The sequence below is a fragment of the Segatella copri genome (assembly GCF_019249655.2).
Classification (GTDB): Bacteria; Bacteroidota; Bacteroidia; order Bacteroidales; family Bacteroidaceae; genus Prevotella.
Map to the genome: position 1 here is coordinate 1,035,361 of NZ_CP137557.1, position 16,725 is coordinate 1,052,085.

Below are 16,725 nucleotides of genomic sequence, written 5' to 3' on the forward strand. Positions count from 1 at the left end.
AAGCAAGAATGTAACGCCCTGAAAGGGCAGAAGCTCCTAGCCCAGGGCATCGCCCTGGGTTATAGTTGTTTATAGAAATACGCCCTGAAAGGGCAAAAGCATTACAATGATCAATAACTCTTTTTTTTCAACTGAAATACTCCGTTGGTTTCGTGAAAACGGCAGGGAACTGCCTTGGCGCGAAACCAGCGACCCTTATGCCATCTGGCTCAGCGAAATCATCCTGCAGCAAACCCGCATTGCCCAGGGATGGGAATATTGGGAGCGCTTTATGCAAACCTATCCCCATGTAGAAGACCTGGCGGCAGCCAGCGAAGATGATGTTTTGAAGCTCTGGCAGGGCTTGGGCTATTATTCCCGTGCCCGCAATCTTTATGCCGCTGCCAGGCAAATCGTGGCTTTGGGTGAATTCCCTGATACGCTGGATGGCATTAAATCGTTAAAGGGAGTGGGTGATTATACAGCCGCTGCCATCGGCTCCTTTGCCTTCAATCTTCCTGCCGCAGTGGTAGATGGCAATGTATATCGTGTTCTTTCCCGATATTTCGGAATCGATACACCCATCAATTCCACCCAGGGAAAGAAGGAGTTTGCGGCTTTGGCGCAATCGCTGTTGCCTGCTTCAGAGGCGGCAGCCTATAACCAGGGAATGATGGATTTCGGTGCCATTCAGTGTACCCCTCAATCGCCGAAATGCCTTCTTTGTCCGCTTGCCGAAACCTGTGAGGCTTTGCGAAACGGCAGGGTAGAGGAACTGCCAGTGAAGAACAAAACGGTGAAGGTGAAGACCCGTCATCTCTCTTATGTGTATATCAGATATAAGGCACCAGCTTTGGAATCGCAAGTTGAGGCAGAAAAACATGCTGAGGCTGAATCGTGGATTGCGATTCATCGTCGTGGTGAGGGGGATATTTGGCAGGGATTGTGGGAGCCGTATAATATATCGGATATGAAGGAATTGCCTTCTTTCGTGAAGGATCCGATATTGCTGGCAAAGGATGTGAAGCATGTATTGACCCATCGCATTCTTCTTGCCGATTTCTATCTGCAGGAAGTTGAGGAACGACCTTCTCTTCCCGATGATTACATCTGGATTAAGGAAAGCGAGATAGAAAATTACGGTGTGCCGAGATTGATTGAAATTATGCTGGATAAGATTCATCAATAATAAAGTTGTGGCTTCCGTTTTTTAGTACGTTAAAAAGGGCAAAAGCATTAGATGTCCAATGCTTTTGCCCTTTGTTATTCTATTTGCAAATTACTTACTGAAGTTTCGCAAGTAGCATTCTACCGTCCCCGAAGGGGGCGAATGTGAATAACCGCGGGTGGAATGACCGAAGGGAATGGAACCTGCGGATAGTCACAGATACTCTCTTATCGTCCCCGAAGGGGGCGAACAGGAGCAAGACTGGATGTGGTTCGCCCCCTTTGGGGACGCTTTCTCCCTACTATTAGTTTGTCCGCAGGTTCCATGACCTTCGGTCATTCCACCAGCGGTTATTGAAAGTTGGCCCCCTTCGGGGACCGGAGGTTACTTGCGAAACTTGAATTACTTAGTAATTCTTAGCCTCAATCTGGAAGTAGCTCTGTGGGTGGTTGCAAACTGGGCAAACCTCTGGAGCTTCCTTGCCTACTACGATGTGACCGCAGTTAGAGCACTGCCAGATGCAGTCACCATCACGAGAGAAAACAACCTTGTCCTGAACGTTCTTCAGGAGCTTGCGATAGCGCTCCTCGTGGTGCTTCTCAATCTCAGCTACCATCTCGAACTTAGCGGCAATCTCATCGAAGCCCTCCTCACGAGCCTCCTCAGCCATGCGCTTGTACATCTCTGTCCACTCGCCATTCTCACCCTCGGCAGCAGCCAGAAGGTTCTCTTCTGTACTCTTGATGGCACCGCCCTCCAAGTACTTGAACCACAACTTAGCGTGCTCCTTCTCGTTGGCAGCAGTCTCCTCGAAGATGTTAGCTATCTGAACATAACCATCCTTCTTAGCCTTGCTTGCGAAGTATGTATATTTATTACGAGCCATTGACTCACCAGCGAAAGCCTCCTGGAGGTTCTTCTCTGTCTTTGTTCCTTTCAATTCTTTCATAATGTATTCTGTATTAAATGTTAATATATTCTTTATCTGTTTTCTTCTGCAAAGATATTGAAAATATTCCAATAATGCAAGAAAATTAAGAACTATTTTGATTTCTGGCGCTTATTTAGATAAAATAAAGCCAATCCGAGCATCAACATACCGAATATCCACGATACGATGGCACTCGTAGCCATGCCCCAGGTATGGGTGAAGCCAGCCACGATGAAGGTGAGGAAGCTTACGCCTGCCACTGTCAGGGCGTATGGCAACTGCGATGACACATGATGCACATGCTTGCACTCGGCTCCCGCACTCGCCATGATGGTGGTATCGCTGATAGGCGAGATATGGTCGCCGCAGACGGCTCCTGCCATGCAGGCTGAGATAGAGATGATGCGCAGCGGGTCGGCAGCAGGGAAGACGGCGATGCAGATAGGAATCAGAATACCGAAGGTTCCCCAGGAAGTTCCGGTGGCGAAGGCCAGGAAACCGGCTACCAGGAAGATGATGCCCGGCAGGAGCATCTGCAACTCAGAAGCACTGCTTGCCACGACACCAGATACATATTCTGCTGCTCCCAGCGAGTCGGTCATGCTCTTCAGGGTCCATGCCAGGGTAAGAATCAGGATGGCTGGCACCATCGCCTCGAATCCCTTGATGAGACTACTCATCGCCTCATCGAATGGCAGGGTCTTGCGCACCGTGAACATCACGATGGTGAGAATCAGGGCTGCCAGCGAACCGAGTACAAGGCCCACCGAAGCATTGCTGCCCGCAAAGGCATCAACGAAATTCAGATAGTTGGCATTGGCGGCATCGAAGAATCCGCCCGAATAAACCATGCCCGCCATGCAGAATACAATGAGCATGATGATTGGAATCACAAGGTCGCTTACCGAACCTCTACTTTCTGAACTCTCTTGCTGCTTGGCTCCCACGCCGTGTTCCACGATTTGCAGCTTGGTATCGCTCACCTCGTCGAGCTTTCCGCCGTTGGTGCGCTCGTACCACTCCTTCAGTCGGGCGTCATACTTGCTCATCGCCTTGAAGTCGAAGCCCAGTACCACGATGCCCAGCATGAAGAGGATGGTGAAGAAGGCGTAGAAATTGAAAGGTATCGCCTTGCAGAAGAGCGCCAGTCCGTTTTCGCCTCCCGATACGAAGCCCGATACGGCTGCTGCCCAACTGGAGATAGGCGAGATGATGCAGACCGGTGCTGCGGTGGAGTCGATGAGATAGGCGAGCTTTTCCTTGGTCACGCCGTTGCGCACTGCGATAGGGCGCATCACCGAACCCACGGTAAGACAGTTGAAGTAATCGTCGATGAATATCAGGATACCGAGCAGGATGGTGGCTATCTGCACCCCCATCTTCGACTTCACGTGCTTGGAAGCCCAGCGGCCGAAAGCCGCTGAACCACCCGCCTTGTTCATCAGCGAAACGATGCTGCCCAATACCACCAGGAACACCAGAATGCCTACATTCCATGGGTCGGAGAGGCAGTGAATCAATCCGTAGGCCTTGGCGTCGTCGCCTTCGCCCACAGTGTGGTTGGTTAGGTGAACCAGGAATCCATCGAATCCCGTTCCCATCGAAATACAATATTGCACGGCACCCAGAATGATGCCGATAAAGAGAGAAGAATACACCTCTTTCGTCTTCAGCGCCAGAGCGATGGCGACGACGGGAGGCAGTAACGACCATGCGGTCCCAATCATGTTATAATCCATTTTATTGTTTTTGGCTAGAAATGTTTTATTGCAAAGGTAGGGATTTTTGGTAATATATGCAAGTTTTTAGGCAGGAAAAATGGTGATTACGGGTTGATATGGTGTGTTTTAGCATATTTTATCATTATAAAGTATTGCTTTTCTGTATTTTTGTTGTATCTTTGGAAACTCAAATTTAACAACTTAATAATGGAGGACTAATTATGAACATCAATTCTGGTATTAAGCAAGCCGTGATTTTAGCCATCGGCATCATCATGCTTGGATTCTGTATCAAGTCGGGACTTGAGAGTGTGATTAGTAAAGACCGTAAGGTTGTAGTGAAAGGCCTTGCCGAGAAGGAGGTGGAGGCGGACAAGGTGACGTGGCCTATCGTTTCCAAGGAAATAGGCAACGACCTGCCTGAACTCTATCAAAAAATCAATGCCACCACGAGAACCATCAGAAACTTCCTGGTGGAGAATGGCGTGAAGGCGAGCGAAATCAATGTCAATGCACCTGTGGTCATCGACCTCAATGCTGAGCGATATGGCGAAAACCGCCAGGGCTATCGTTATAACATCACGTCGATTATCACCGTTACTTCGCATAATGTGAAACTGGTTCGCGGTATCATCGCCCGTCAGGGTGACCTGCTCCAGAAGGGCGTTGCCATTGTGGATGGAGGCTACGAGAATCCGGTGAAGTATGAGTATGTGGCATTCCGCAAGATGAAACCGAAGATGATGCAGGAGGCGATAGAGAATGCCGAGCAGACTGCCACACAGTTTGCCGAAAACAGTAAGAGCAAGATTGACAAGATCATGAATGCTGACCAGGGGCAGTTCTCGATAGAGGATAGGGATTCGAATACACCTTATATTAAAAAGGTGAGGGTGGTGACCACGGTTACCTATTCCCTGAAAGACTAGTAATTAAATAAACTGAAGTTTCGCAAGTAGCATTCTACCGTCCCCGAAGGGGGCGAATGTGAATAACCGCGGGTGGAATGACCGAAGGGAATGGAACCTGCGGATAGTCACAGATACTCTCTTATCGTCCCCGAAGGGGGCGAACAGGAGCAAGACTGGATGTGGTTCGCCCCCTTTGGGGACGCTTTCTCCCTACTATTAGTTTGTCCGCAGGTTCCATGACCTTCGGTCATTCCACCAGCGGTTATTGAAAGTTGGCCCCCTTCGGGGACCGGAGGTTACTTGCGAAACTTGAATTAAATAAATATCAATGTACGAAATGAAAAAAATGATTTGCATGGTGATGACTGTTGCATCACTAACCTACACAACCCAGACAATGGCGCAGTCGCCGGGCTTGCAGAAGAAGGTGAATACTTACTTTCTGCAGTCGCTGAAAGCGCAGCAGAAAGCATTGGAGAAGGAAGGCAAGGCTGAATTTGCCCAGAACGCTCCGCTTGAAACCAAGTTGCAGCAAGCGATAGATGGCAAGGACATAGCCAGCTATCAGAAGATGGTGTGGAGTGCGTGGTGCGATGCCAACAGGAATTTGCAGGAGGAGAAACTCATTGAGCCGGAAGACTTGAAACTGGCTAAGAACAGCTCGTGGAACCTGCCTAAATGCCTGGAGCCAAATGCCGTGATGCCTTATTATTATGGCAAGAAGGGCGTGGCTGCCGACGGAAAGTTCCCGCTCTTCCTGTATATCCACGGCTCGGGTCCTAAGGACAGAGAGTGGTCTAATGGCATCAAGCTCGGTCTGAGCTTCCAGGATTCGCCTTCCATCTATTTCATTCCTCAGATTCCTAACGAGGGTGAATACTATCGCTGGTGGCATCTGTCTAAGCAGTATGCTTTCGAAAAACTGATTCGTCAGAACCTGGTGAATGGTGAGGTGGATGCCAACCGACTCTATGTGTTCGGTATCAGCGAGGGTGGTTATGGCAGTCAGCGACTGGCATCATTCTATGCAGATTATTGGGCAGCAGCCGGTCCGATGGCTGGTGGCGAACCGCTGAAGAATGCGCCTGTAGAGAACTGTGCCAACATCGGTTTCTCCTTCCTCACGGGGGCTGATGATACCGGTTTCTATCGCAACGACCTTACCTGGTACACCCAGGTGGCATTCGATTCTGCGCAGCTGGCCCGTCCGCTGGCAGTGGATAAGACGCCTATCTTCCGTCATCGCATTCATCTTTTGCCGGGTATGCAGCATCACATCACCTATGGTCTCACCACACCTTGGCTCAAGCAGTTTGTGCGCAATCCATATCCTAAGACCGTGCTCTGGGAGGATTTCGAGATGGATGGCAGACGCCGTTCGGGTTTCTACAACCTGCAGGTGCTGGCTCGCCCATCAGAGCAGAGAACTTACTACGAGATGGATATCGACCAGAATGTGGTTTCCATCAAGGTGAGCAATGTGGATTACACCACGACCATGAAGGATAAGCAGTGGGGCATCGACCTGAAGTTCAACCGCAGCTATTCCGTAGCCACTGGTGGCAAACTGAGAGTATATCTTAACAATCAGCTGGTTGACCTCGGCAAGCCTGTAACCATCAGGGTGAATGACAAGCAGGTATTCCATGGTATTGCCAAGGCAGATTTGCAGGCAATGGTAAACAGTTGTACCGAGTATTTCGACCCATGCCGCGTATATCCAGTGGCAGTTGATTTGGCTTATTAACTGAAGTTTCGCAAGTAGCATTCTACCGTCCCCGAAGGGGGCGAATGTGAATAACCGCGGGTGGAATGACCGAAGGGAATGGAACCTGCGGATAGTGACAGAAACTCTCTTATCGTCCCCGAAGGGGGCGAACAGGAGCAAGACTGGATGAGGTTCGCCCCCTTTGGGGACGCTTTCTCCCTACTATTGGTTGTCCGCAGGTTCCATGACCTTCGGTCATTCCACCAGCGGTTATTGAAAGTTGGCCCCCTTCGGGGACCGGAGGTTACTTGCGAAACTTGTGTAATAAAGATAACAAATTTTTATATGGTGAATATTCATATCCCTTTCAGGCAAGCATTCTTGCTTGTTTTTGTAGCCCTCCCTTTTTGTTTTTGCGCCTGCACGAAGAAGGCGCAAAATGTGGCGCAGGTTAAACAGATTCAGAAGGAGAAAGAGCAGGGGGCTTCTTCTCATGTAGAATCTTCTTCAGAGTCTGCTTCTGCAGGAAAGGTGCAGGTGCTTACAGTTTCCGATTTCAGGAAGAAGATTATGGATTACGAGTCTCATCCCGATGAGTGGGTGTTTGCAGGCTCCCGTCCTGCCATTATCGATTTCTATGCCACCTGGTGTGGACCTTGCAAGATGATGGCTCCCATGGTAGAATCTCTAGCCGGGAAATATGCCGGCAAGATAGATTTCTATAAGGTGGATATCGACCAGGAACCCGAGTTGGCTTCCGTCTTCGGCATCCGCAGCATTCCTACCTTCCTCTTTATCCCGCTGAAGGGCAATCCTACCATGCAGATGGGTGCCATGCAGAAGGAAGATTTCGAGGAGATTATCGGGAAAGTGATGAAAAAGTAAAGGGCGGATTTGCTTTATTAGCAGCATCCCTTATGCCGGGATGCTGCTTGTCTATTGGATGGTAATCCAGATGCTTTCGCCTCTGTCGCGAGCCGCTTCCATGGCGTTGATGAGTCGCTGTAGCCAGATGCGAGAGTTTACCACCATGCCCTCGAACTTGTTCTCCCCAACGAGAACGCAGCCTTGCGTGTCGTCAGGATAATTGCCTGCATGGATGCGGATGCCCTCGAAATTCGGCACGCTCAGCAGCAATGGCAGCCAACGTTTGAATCTTGGCGAATACGATATGACCACGGGATATGATCCCTCAGGAATGGCCGTATGACCAGATACCTTACGTGCCTTCTTGCCACTTATGCGGCTATAGCGGGCATCCACTTCCTCTGGCTTTAGTTTGATGCCCAACAGATTGCGCCATGTAGGCTCCAAGGTATCGCAGAGATACGTATCCTTGGACAGCAACTGGCTGTCAAAGGTATGAACCAATGTACTCTTATCGCCTATCTTCTTGCCGGGCAACGAGATACGCTTTACACTATCATCGGCCAACAGATAGAGTCTGCCGATGGTATAATTTCTTTTTTTAGCAATTCGCTTTAATACTATTTCCATTTGTCTGAATGTTAAATGTTATAAGTTTTCAATATTGTTAAACGTCGAAACCTCTCAGGTCGAGTCCGTCGGAACGAAACAATAGCTTCTTAAAACTGAATAACTGAATACTGAACACCTTTCCATCCTGCTTTCCGTCAGCTCCGCCGGCATTTGCTCCCTTCGGAGGAATTTTCTCAATGTAATGGCGGTTCACCCAGTTTCTCAGCATCATCGCCGTACCCTTCTTGCCGAAGTCGTTCTGCAGACGCACCATCTCAGCCTGCGTGTAGGTGAAGTTGTCGGGCAACTGCTGGAGCAGGTTGGCAGGTCCTCGCTTGTTCGATTTCTCTCCCACCTCATTAGCCTTGGCTATGCCTGCGCCAAAGAAAATCATCTTGCACCACAGATCGTAACTCTCGCTCCATCTGATAAACTCGTCTATTTCAGGCTCCCATTTGCAGCCATTTGCCACGTATAGCACGCAAGCCTTGAGGAAGGCAATAACGTTGCCACGGAAGGAAAGATTCTCGAACACCCTGTTTTGCGACATGCGAGAAAAGTCGGCATTCTCTTCCTTCAACTTTTCTGCCAGGGCAGAAGCCTCGTCGCAGTCTATTCTACCCGACGCCTTGCACAGATTCTCTATGTACGGTCTGAGTGCTTCTCTGAAGGCATCGTCGTATTCGCCGTATACAGGCATTTCGGCACCAATTTCCCGCTCCGGGATGGTACAGAAGTTGATGCGGCTGATAGGTCCGTCGGTGAGCACCTTGGAAAAATATCGCTGCCCCAGCTGGATGGTGGTCGATGCATTCCAGTTGAACCGGATGGTGATGCGCTCGGTGACGCTCGATGTGCCCACGCGCGTCTGACCATATTGGTTCCCCGGGTCGAAGGCAAGGCAGATGATCTTGAACTGCTGGTTGCCCTGCCCCTTGAGGGCATCAAACTGGTCTATCTCGTTGAGCGTTGTATAGAGGAAATGTTCCTGTGCCTCGGCCGTGCGCATCACGAAGGCTGGGTTGGTCATATCTGCATCTATCTCCTGGATGATGAGGTTTTCCGGGCGCTTGCGCTTATCCTTGTTGGCGCCCTTGCGTGTCACCTCGTCTTTCCATTCCTTCTCACGTTTCAGGTTCTCACGGTCGCGCTGTCTGATGTCCTCCATAATCATGTTGATAGGCATCTGCACACAGTTCTTGCCTGCTCCCGTGCCTGCCAGCAGACAGCACATCAGGGTAGCCTCATGCTCCACATTGTCGATATACTTAAAGGTGGTCTTGCAGAGGTGTGTGGCAAGTGGCGGGAAGATGGCATGTGCCACGGCAGGCTTATAGACGTCTGGAGTCTTCGATAGCAGAAGTTCCACGAGTTTGGGGAGATGTTCGGGCATCGGAGGCGGAGCGATTTTATCATCTTCCGCATTGGAATCCGTGCCGCCCTCGGAACCCACGGAACTCATGGTCTTGAAGGGATCGGCATCCTTCTGGGAGTACTTCTCTGCCTGGGCATTGATGCGGATCACGGCTTGTGACATCGGCTTCGAACTGTCGCCATATTTCGCATAGAAGTCGTGGATGAGCTGCTGGCAGTCACGCTCCTGCGAGAAGGCAGGCATCTTCTGCGCCACCACCGCCTTCAGTTCCTCTTCGGCCATCACTCTCGATGCGCCTGCGCTCATGATTGCCAGAAGCGATGAGTGGCGGGAGCCTGGGGTGTTGATATCTACATCCTTCAGGCCAGCCGCATTGCGGAAGAGGTCGAAGGCTGCGAGGTTCTTGCCGGTTGCCACAGCCCCAGCATCCTGAAGAACTCCAGCAGGGCTGAGATGAGCAGCATGAGCAGCATTGCTATTAACTGTTAACTGTAAACTATTAACTTTCCCAGCTCTTCCATCGATGGTGAGTCCACGGTCCAGGTAGGCTTGTCTGCGCTTCTTCAGCTCTTCCTGTGGCAGCACCTCGTACCAATGGGGTGAGCGATAGATTTCCGACTCCTTGTCGGTGATGAAGAGCATGCGCTCTGGCGTGATGCAGCTCTCGTCGTAGGGCACGCCCAGCGCCTCGCAATAGGCTCGCTGCGTTTCCTCGATAGTCATGCCGATGGGCATGCGGATGTCGATGTGCAGCTTCTTGCGGGCTGAGTACTCCAGGTGCAGCAGGGCACCCTTCCAGATGGTGTCGCTGCAGTTCAGTTCACGTGCCTTCTCTATCGCCTTGTCCACATATTCCTTGTCGTCCACGTCGATGGTGGTCTGGAAGAGGAAGCTTTCGGCCACAGCGTTCTTCTGCGAGCGTCTGTTGTTCTGGAATTGATAGTAGTGTGCGCAGCGGAAAGGCAGCTGCTTCTTCAGTTCATCGTTACCCCCACGGATGGCAGCTACCAGGTCTGCCATCCAGGGATAAGCGATGGTCTTGTCGTAAACCGAGAGTGGCTGGGAGCTTACGCTCCCCTTATTGCCATTCTTGTACGGATTATATGCTATAAGATGTTCCATCGTTTTGAATATTGAATGTTAAATGTTGAATGTTAATTATTCATTATCCATTAATCACTAATCATTAATCACTAATCACTAATCATTAATCACTAATCACTATAATTTCTCCTTGAATCCGGCAAGCAGCTCCTTGTGCTCTGCCTTGAGATAGCGCAGCATGTCCTGCTTGTCCAGGTCTCTACTGAAGGTATAGTTCACCTGCACCGAGCGCTTGGTGGTGCGCACCACGGCGTGATTGGTCTTGAAGATCTCCTCGAATATCTTCTCACCCGTACGCTCGTAAGGCTTGAAGTCGAACATGTCACCTCTATTCTCGCCTGAGCATACCATTCTGCCCGGTATCACCTTAGGCTGTTCGCAGATAACCTCGCTATCGTTCCATGGCGCCTTGCGGAAGCTGATGGCACCGTTTTCCTCACTGATGATGGCTCCGTCCACCTTCTGGGCGTTGAGGAGCTGCTTCTTTGCTACTTGTTTCATGATTGTAATCTCTTGTTTATAAGATGAATAATGTCAGTTGATTCTCATATCGTTGATATACAGGCCGTCGGCAGCATATCGGATGTCAATCGGCTTTTTTAGAGGGTCATAACAGACTCTTTTCATCATGACACATTCATGACGCCAGCATCTGTCCTCGTCCTCCATCACAGGCTGGATAAAATCCTTGACCCACTTGTAAAACAACTTACGCTCAGGATCATTCGAACAGTCTATCGTCATATCTTTCACCACCTGAGAGTCAACGAATATCATATTTCTCCAAGCTATTCTACTTTTTTGCACCACCTTGTCAGCATTGCCAAAGAATTCACCGAAAAACAAACGATGTGTAAAATCCTTCGGCACCTTTTTTATATGCACTTCCACATACATTTCGACCACTTTCCCCTCCGTGTCGGCTAATACCGGGAACAATGTATCTCTGCCGATATCAGTGATGGCAACCAGGTCCTCGATGCAGAAGAACAATCCCCCGTCGTTGTTCACCACTCTCAATCCGCCATACTGCGGATGAAAAAACACATAAGCATTTTCTGCCATATCAATATATCATATTAAAGGGTTGGGCTGCGAGATATTCGCCAGATTTCAGTTTCAGGAACGGTACCGGATTCCTATAAACAAAAAACGCCCGCAACCAGACTTTACTTGTCTGATTACGGGTGCAAAGATACAGAGATATTTTTATACTTACCTAGTACGTACTATGTACGCGTACTAGTACTATACTTTCAGCAAAGGGGTTATTTCATCCAGGAATTTTATCGTCTTCTTCTGCTCCATACCTCTATTATAAGCAGCTCTCAGGGCATTGGAAGAAATATTCCAAAGGTCAGAGAACACTTTCCACATCTCCTTGATATCCAGCGCTATGGCTATCTGATAGGCAAGGACCGCAGACTCTGAGTTGGACAACTCCAGAGGGTAGAAGTTCTCGTCGAGTACCCCATGCATCTGCAGATTCTTCAAGATTGCCAGTCCCTTCTCTCCCTTCAGTTCATCCGTCATGCGTGCCGCAGGATCATCATCGTTCTTCTTTTTGGAGCTACCATTCATATAGCAATTCTCCACATACTCTATATAACAGGCATTACCTGATACATTTATGGTTCTTCCTTCTCCAAGCATGGCTTCTCCTCCTTAAATTCGTTGTTCATATACTCAATATACTTGCTGTTTCCATTCAATTGAATGACCACGCTAACAAGGCTGAAACGCCCATACTTCAGTATCAAGCGAACGAGCTTGATGATAAATTTCCCCATAATTCGAAATTTATAATGGTTAGTAATTAAGTACTTTGTCACTCATTCCTTAGTAGAGGACGTCAGAGTCTGTTTGCGCTAACAATTTTGCTGGTACAAGCAAATTCCAGGAGAGCTATAAGGGCATACACCCTTAGGGGACAAGTAGTCTCCGGATTCATCAGATATTCTTTCTTATTTTTAGATATATTTTTTAATTAATAATTAGCCCACAATCAGTTTGATACACATAGTGGTCCGGTTAAAATCTTACTTATACTCGCTTCATTAAAGCCAGCAAATCCTTTCCCTGATGCATGAGGTTGAGAACTACTACGGCTTGCATTCCGTAAATTTTCTTATATTTTTCTTTCATCTCATACAGCATGGCAAGCCTGGATTCCCTATTTCTTACATCTTTCTTGTAGTTCTCCACCGCCTCTATTTCCTTGTAGAGATAGTAGCCAATGACGTAGCAGAATTGTCTGATGATCTCAAAAGATATTGAGGCATCTTGCTGCTTTAGTTTTCTGATGGTATCGTAAGCAGAGCCAAACTCCAAATTTATTATTGTGGGGGTTGTGATTTCCTCCACTATCATGTGGTCAAGGAGTGCTCCCACTTCCTTGACAACCTTGCCTCTCATATAGCCATCGGCATATGAATTCATGTAACTACGTCCTCTTGCCATAACTTCTTTTTTTTAATTCGAGCGTGAAGTTATAAAAAAGGAGCGAAATAGAGGCGTGTACTACGATTCCTTAATTCGTAAAATGAGTACGATTATTTTTCTGATTTTTAGATTTTTGAAAAAAAAGAGGGAAAAGTGAGCATTTTTGCAGCATCACTTCTCCCTGTTACTTTTATGGAATATGAATGGTAGGTGCAGCACTCTGCACTGCTTGTTTTACTTGATTATAACTATAACTGAGCCCACTCATAACCGCGAATTCAACAAGCAAGTGCAAAAATTTCGAAATGTTTTTGTGAAAGCACTCCTTTGGTGTTGAGAAAATCACTTTTTCTCTCTACTTCCTATGATATTCTCAGGAAAAAGACTTATAGCTTTAGCTCCAAGATATAGGGTTTCATCTTCATACCGCCATGCTCTGAAACATAGTTTTTAATATATTCCGTTCTGTTCTCTGTTTCTACATCCAAGACTTCAAATACCCAATACTGATCACCAGAAGGATGAAATCCCAGATTCTCCAAATACTTTGATGATACCAGTCTCGGTTCTACTTCCTTTAAGATAAGCAGGATATATGAACCACTTTTGTGCAGAAAGAGATAATGAGGAGCTTTCATGCCCAGAGAAAACTGCATGGCTCCTGCCCTTAAACCAGCCCTCACATAATAGAGCTTATTTTCCAATGACATACGCAACTGCCTATCATCACGATAAGTAGCAACAAGCACGGAATATGGCTTAGACGAATAAGACTGAAATGCATCCTTGGTAGACAGAGCTATCGCCCTGCCAAGCCGAGGTGGAACAGCATTCCCCACCATTTTATACCCATCAGAAACATCGTGATAAATAAAACGGAAATGATCGGGAAAACTCTGGATTCGAGCACACTCTCTCACGCTCAGCCTACGATACAAATGCTCATACCCCGGACGGAATATCTGTTTATCCCTAGATACATATATCATTTTGGGTGCCTGAGGATGTAATGGGCAGTTGCGGGCTTTCGCCTGCATCGTATATGAGACATCATCCCATCCACGTACCCGATTTCTAGCCATATACCTATCATCAAATGGTCCCATATAGACATCATGGTTCAACCATTGACCATATTCAGCATTCACCGGTTCTGAAATATATTTTCTAGGCTCTTCTGTAATTTCACCAATAGCCTGGCGCAGGGTTATGAAAGAATAGGTATCAGGTTCCGGAAATTGATAATTAACATCAATATCCCTTCTTATACCTACAACAAATACACGATAGCGCTCTTGCGGCACATGATAATCCATCGCATTCATCAACTGATGCTTGTTCAAAACCTAAATCCAAGCCTCCACATCCCGAAAAGAATGAAACTACTTTCATATTACGACCTCCTATAAAAAATACCCCTATGCCCTCTTGCTCTTGATTCCCCGTGATTCAAGCGTCTTCTTAATCTGCATCGCCATATGATAGGCAAGATTCACCGGCACGGCATTACCAATCATCTTATAACCCATATTCACATCGGTATAGATAAACTTGAAATCATCAGGGAATGTCTGAACCCGAGCTACTTCTCTTACCGACATACGGCGATAGAGATGCTCCTTGCCAGGCACAAACTTCTGCAGATTCTTCTCTACCTTAATCATCTTCGGCGCCTGAGGATGGAGCTGGCACTGGCGACCGCTAGCCTGTACCGTAAATCCAGGTTCATCCCATGCTCTTACTCGGTTTCTCGACATGAAGATGGGTGAGAAAGCACCTATAAAGTATTCGTGGTTTGGCACCTTGCAAGCATCACCATTGCTATGATTCTTCTCCTTGGCAGGAATTGCCGAATCCTTCAAGTCCCAGATTGCCTCACGAAGCGTAGGGCGATGGTTCTGCGGCGTAGGATAAACAAACTCCTTGATGCCCAAATCTTTTCTGAAACCTACATAGAACACTCGGTCTCTGTCTTCGGGAACATCAAAATCGTTGGCATTCAACATCTGAAGATTCACATCATATCCAGCCTCATTGAAGAGTGCCAGGAAGTTCTTAACAGCCTCAGCATTGCGGGCAGCCATCATTCCTGATACATTCTCAGCTACGAAGAAGAGCGGCTGTTTATCCTTCAATATGCGGATATAATCATAAAAGAGCTGTCCTCGTGCGTCATTGATTCCCTTCAACGAGCCCGCTTCGCTCCAAGACTGGCAAGGAGGACCGCCGATGATTCCATCAATATCATCTGGGAAATCAGATGGACTCAACTTTCGAATATCTCCCTCGATGAGATGAACATCGGGGAAGTTGGCACGGAAGGTGGGGCAAATTTTGGAGTCAATTTCATTTGCTATTATTATCTTGAAACCTACCATCTGGAAGCCTAAATCAAAACCTCCAGCTCCTGAAAACAAACTGATCAAATTCATAGCTATCCTTATACCTTTCCCTTTACATCGTCTGATGCACAAAAATTTTTTCCATCCTTACCATTAATCAGACTCCTTACATCTACATCTAACACTTTAGCTATCCTATCCAAAACTTTGATGGTAGGATTTCCATTAATATATTTATAACAAGCGTCTCTAGTTACGCCCAACTGTTGGCTTAATTCCTTCACAGATATACCTTTACGCTTTAATATTTCCTTTATCAGCAATTCCATAATTCGTTATTTTTTGGATTGCAAAGATACATTAAGAATAAATATATCTGTAAAATAAAAGGCCAATAAAGGCCAAAAGATGGCCAATGTTTGTTAATGCATAGTTATAGCTATACAAATATCTGATAATCGTATAGTTATAACTATACAACGGCTATTTGTCAGAATGAACAAAATAAGATTTTATGAGAACACGAACATAAGGAAAGCTTACTCTTTGTATAGTTATGGCTATACAAATAATGGAGATTTCTCTTGGCTATCTCAGCAAAAATACTTATCTTTGCCCTGAAAATTTAAGATTCAGATTTATGCAAGATACAAACATTTTATATCAATTCTTTCCACGCTCCATGGGGTTAACCGAACCTATGGAAGACGTTGTTAATGTCTTTAAAGAAGTTGAAGATAAGATTTCATCTTCTACAAACGATTTGAGGTCTGATGATGTCTTATCTATAGTTCGTCCAGGGCTCGAAAAAATCGGTTATTGCGTGGAACAAAACAAGAAGGACGAAGGGAAAATCAAGGTTCCTGTTCTTTTCGGATACAACAACAGTATAGACAAACATTTTTATGCAGATGCCATTAGTGCAGACAAGAAAACAGTTATCGAGGTAGAAGCCGGCAGGGCTACCGAGAACCACCAGTTCTTAAAAGATATTTTCGAAGCATCAATGATGTTTGGCGTGGAATATTTAGTGATTGCCGTGAGGAAGATATACCGCAACCACAATGATTTTGAAAGAATCTACCCGTTCTTGGAGACAATGTATATTACCAACAGAATCAAATTGCCCTTAAAAGGAATTCTTCTCGTTGGATACTAAAAAATAAGGACATTCACAAAAGCTTTATTTATCAAAACCTTTGTGAATGTCCTTACTGATAATCTCTGCTATATCAGCATGTATCTCACGCGACATCAAATGAATGTACACATCGTTACCACATGCATCAATGTATATAGGAGTATCTATAACTGAAACATTTAACTTTCTAACTATTTTTTCAAACATACTAGTAAACAAACGATTACGATATTCCTGCACCAACATTCCCGTTTCTTTTTTCTTAAAACTCATAGGAACATCTGAGATGTCATCACATTGATAATACAATATAGCATTAGGATGACCTATAAAAAATGTTGCAATCAATTGACAATACTCTGTTAATTCTTATGTAATCGATTGAAAATGAGAGAGTTAATTAACGTAATATAACTAATAAAAT

At 46.6% G+C, this 16,725-nt stretch carries 18 protein-coding genes; 5 read left to right on the forward strand and 13 right to left on the reverse strand.

The genetic code is table 11. The features are described 5' to 3' along the window. Positions 1 to 106: 106 nt before the first annotated feature. Positions 107 to 1,168, forward strand: coding sequence for an A/G-specific adenine glycosylase (gene mutY, locus KUA49_RS03815; RefSeq protein ID WP_218412910.1), 1,062 nt, complete (start codon positions 107 to 109; stop codon positions 1,166 to 1,168). Positions 1,169 to 1,553: 385 nt separating this feature from the next. Here the strand turns inward: mutY and rbr are convergent, their stop codons facing one another. Both rbr and KUA49_RS03825 read right to left on the reverse strand, forming a co-directional pair. Next, positions 1,554 to 2,096, reverse strand: coding sequence for a rubrerythrin (gene rbr, locus KUA49_RS03820; RefSeq protein ID WP_218412911.1), 543 nt, complete (start codon positions 2,094 to 2,096; stop codon positions 1,554 to 1,556). Positions 2,097 to 2,188: 92 nt separating this feature from the next. Further along, complete coding sequence (locus tag KUA49_RS03825; protein WP_218412912.1) at positions 2,189 to 3,817, reverse strand: Na+/H+ antiporter NhaC family protein; 1,629 nt, start codon at positions 3,815 to 3,817, stop codon at positions 2,189 to 2,191. 203 nt (positions 3,818 to 4,020) lie between these two features. On the opposite strand from KUA49_RS03825, the gene KUA49_RS03830 reads away from it, so the two are divergent. The 3 genes from KUA49_RS03830 to trxA all read left to right on the forward strand — a co-directional run bounded on the left by KUA49_RS03830 (position 4,021) and on the right by trxA (position 7,303). Next, the gene (locus KUA49_RS03830) at positions 4,021 to 4,728 is read left to right on the forward strand and encodes an SIMPL domain-containing protein (RefSeq protein ID WP_218412913.1); all 708 of its coding nucleotides are present in this window, start codon (positions 4,021 to 4,023) and stop codon (positions 4,726 to 4,728) included. A gap of 319 nt (positions 4,729 to 5,047) precedes the next feature. Further along, on the forward strand, positions 5,048 to 6,457 hold the full coding sequence (locus tag KUA49_RS03835) for a hypothetical protein (RefSeq protein WP_218412914.1): 1,410 nt from the start codon (positions 5,048 to 5,050) through the stop codon (positions 6,455 to 6,457). A gap of 306 nt (positions 6,458 to 6,763) precedes the next feature. Beyond that, positions 6,764 to 7,303: a thioredoxin gene (gene trxA / locus KUA49_RS03840; protein WP_412178595.1), complete on the forward strand. Its 540-nt coding sequence runs from the start codon at positions 6,764 to 6,766 to the stop codon at positions 7,301 to 7,303. A 51-nt stretch (positions 7,304 to 7,354) separates the two neighbouring features. On the opposite strand, the gene KUA49_RS03845 is transcribed toward trxA, so the two are convergent. From KUA49_RS03845 to KUA49_RS03890, 10 genes are all read right to left on the reverse strand, one after another. Continuing rightward, positions 7,355 to 7,915 (reverse strand): DUF5675 family protein, encoded by a 561-nt coding sequence (locus KUA49_RS03845; protein ID WP_218412915.1) that lies wholly within the window; start codon positions 7,913 to 7,915, stop codon positions 7,355 to 7,357. Positions 7,916 to 7,952: 37 nt separating this feature from the next. Next, entirely contained in the window at positions 7,953 to 10,394 is a 2,442-nt protein-coding gene (locus tag KUA49_RS03850) for a hypothetical protein (protein WP_218412916.1), read from the reverse strand. A 99-nt stretch (positions 10,395 to 10,493) separates the two neighbouring features. Then, positions 10,494 to 10,877, reverse strand: coding sequence for a hypothetical protein (locus KUA49_RS03855; protein ID WP_217764944.1), 384 nt, complete (start codon positions 10,875 to 10,877; stop codon positions 10,494 to 10,496). A gap of 33 nt (positions 10,878 to 10,910) precedes the next feature. Continuing rightward, on the reverse strand, positions 10,911 to 11,441 hold the full coding sequence (locus tag KUA49_RS03860; protein WP_218412917.1) for a hypothetical protein: 531 nt from the start codon (positions 11,439 to 11,441) through the stop codon (positions 10,911 to 10,913). A 183-nt stretch (positions 11,442 to 11,624) separates the two neighbouring features. Next, positions 11,625 to 12,029, reverse strand: a complete 405-nt coding sequence (locus KUA49_RS03865; protein WP_218412918.1) for a hypothetical protein — start codon at positions 12,027 to 12,029, stop codon at positions 11,625 to 11,627. Continuing rightward, complete coding sequence (locus KUA49_RS03870; RefSeq protein ID WP_218412919.1) at positions 12,005 to 12,166, reverse strand: hypothetical protein; 162 nt, start codon at positions 12,164 to 12,166, stop codon at positions 12,005 to 12,007. The genes KUA49_RS03865 and KUA49_RS03870 overlap by 25 nt, the downstream gene beginning before the upstream one ends. Positions 12,167 to 12,419: 253 nt before the next feature. Continuing rightward, entirely contained in the window at positions 12,420 to 12,836 is a 417-nt protein-coding gene (locus KUA49_RS03875; protein WP_218412920.1) for a hypothetical protein, read from the reverse strand. Positions 12,837 to 13,204: 368 nt separating this feature from the next. Continuing rightward, positions 13,205 to 14,161 (reverse strand): DNA cytosine methyltransferase, encoded by a 957-nt coding sequence (locus KUA49_RS03880; RefSeq protein WP_218412921.1) that lies wholly within the window; start codon positions 14,159 to 14,161, stop codon positions 13,205 to 13,207. A 75-nt stretch (positions 14,162 to 14,236) separates the two neighbouring features. Continuing rightward, positions 14,237 to 15,250, reverse strand: a complete 1,014-nt coding sequence (locus tag KUA49_RS03885) for a DNA cytosine methyltransferase (RefSeq protein ID WP_218412922.1) — start codon at positions 15,248 to 15,250, stop codon at positions 14,237 to 14,239. A gap of 8 nt (positions 15,251 to 15,258) precedes the next feature. Next, a complete protein-coding gene (locus KUA49_RS03890) occupies positions 15,259 to 15,489 on the reverse strand; it encodes a helix-turn-helix domain-containing protein (protein ID WP_218412923.1) in 231 nt (76 codons plus the stop codon). A gap of 227 nt (positions 15,490 to 15,716) precedes the next feature. Here KUA49_RS03890 and KUA49_RS03895 point away from each other — a divergent pair, with 227 nt between their 5' ends. After that, entirely contained in the window at positions 15,717 to 16,319 is a 603-nt protein-coding gene (locus KUA49_RS03895) for a hypothetical protein (protein WP_218412924.1), read from the forward strand. 24 nt (positions 16,320 to 16,343) lie between these two features. On the opposite strand, the gene KUA49_RS03900 is transcribed toward KUA49_RS03895, so the two are convergent. Then, entirely contained in the window at positions 16,344 to 16,649 is a 306-nt protein-coding gene (locus tag KUA49_RS03900; RefSeq protein WP_218412925.1) for a hypothetical protein, read from the reverse strand. Positions 16,650 to 16,725: the final 76 nt, after the last annotated feature.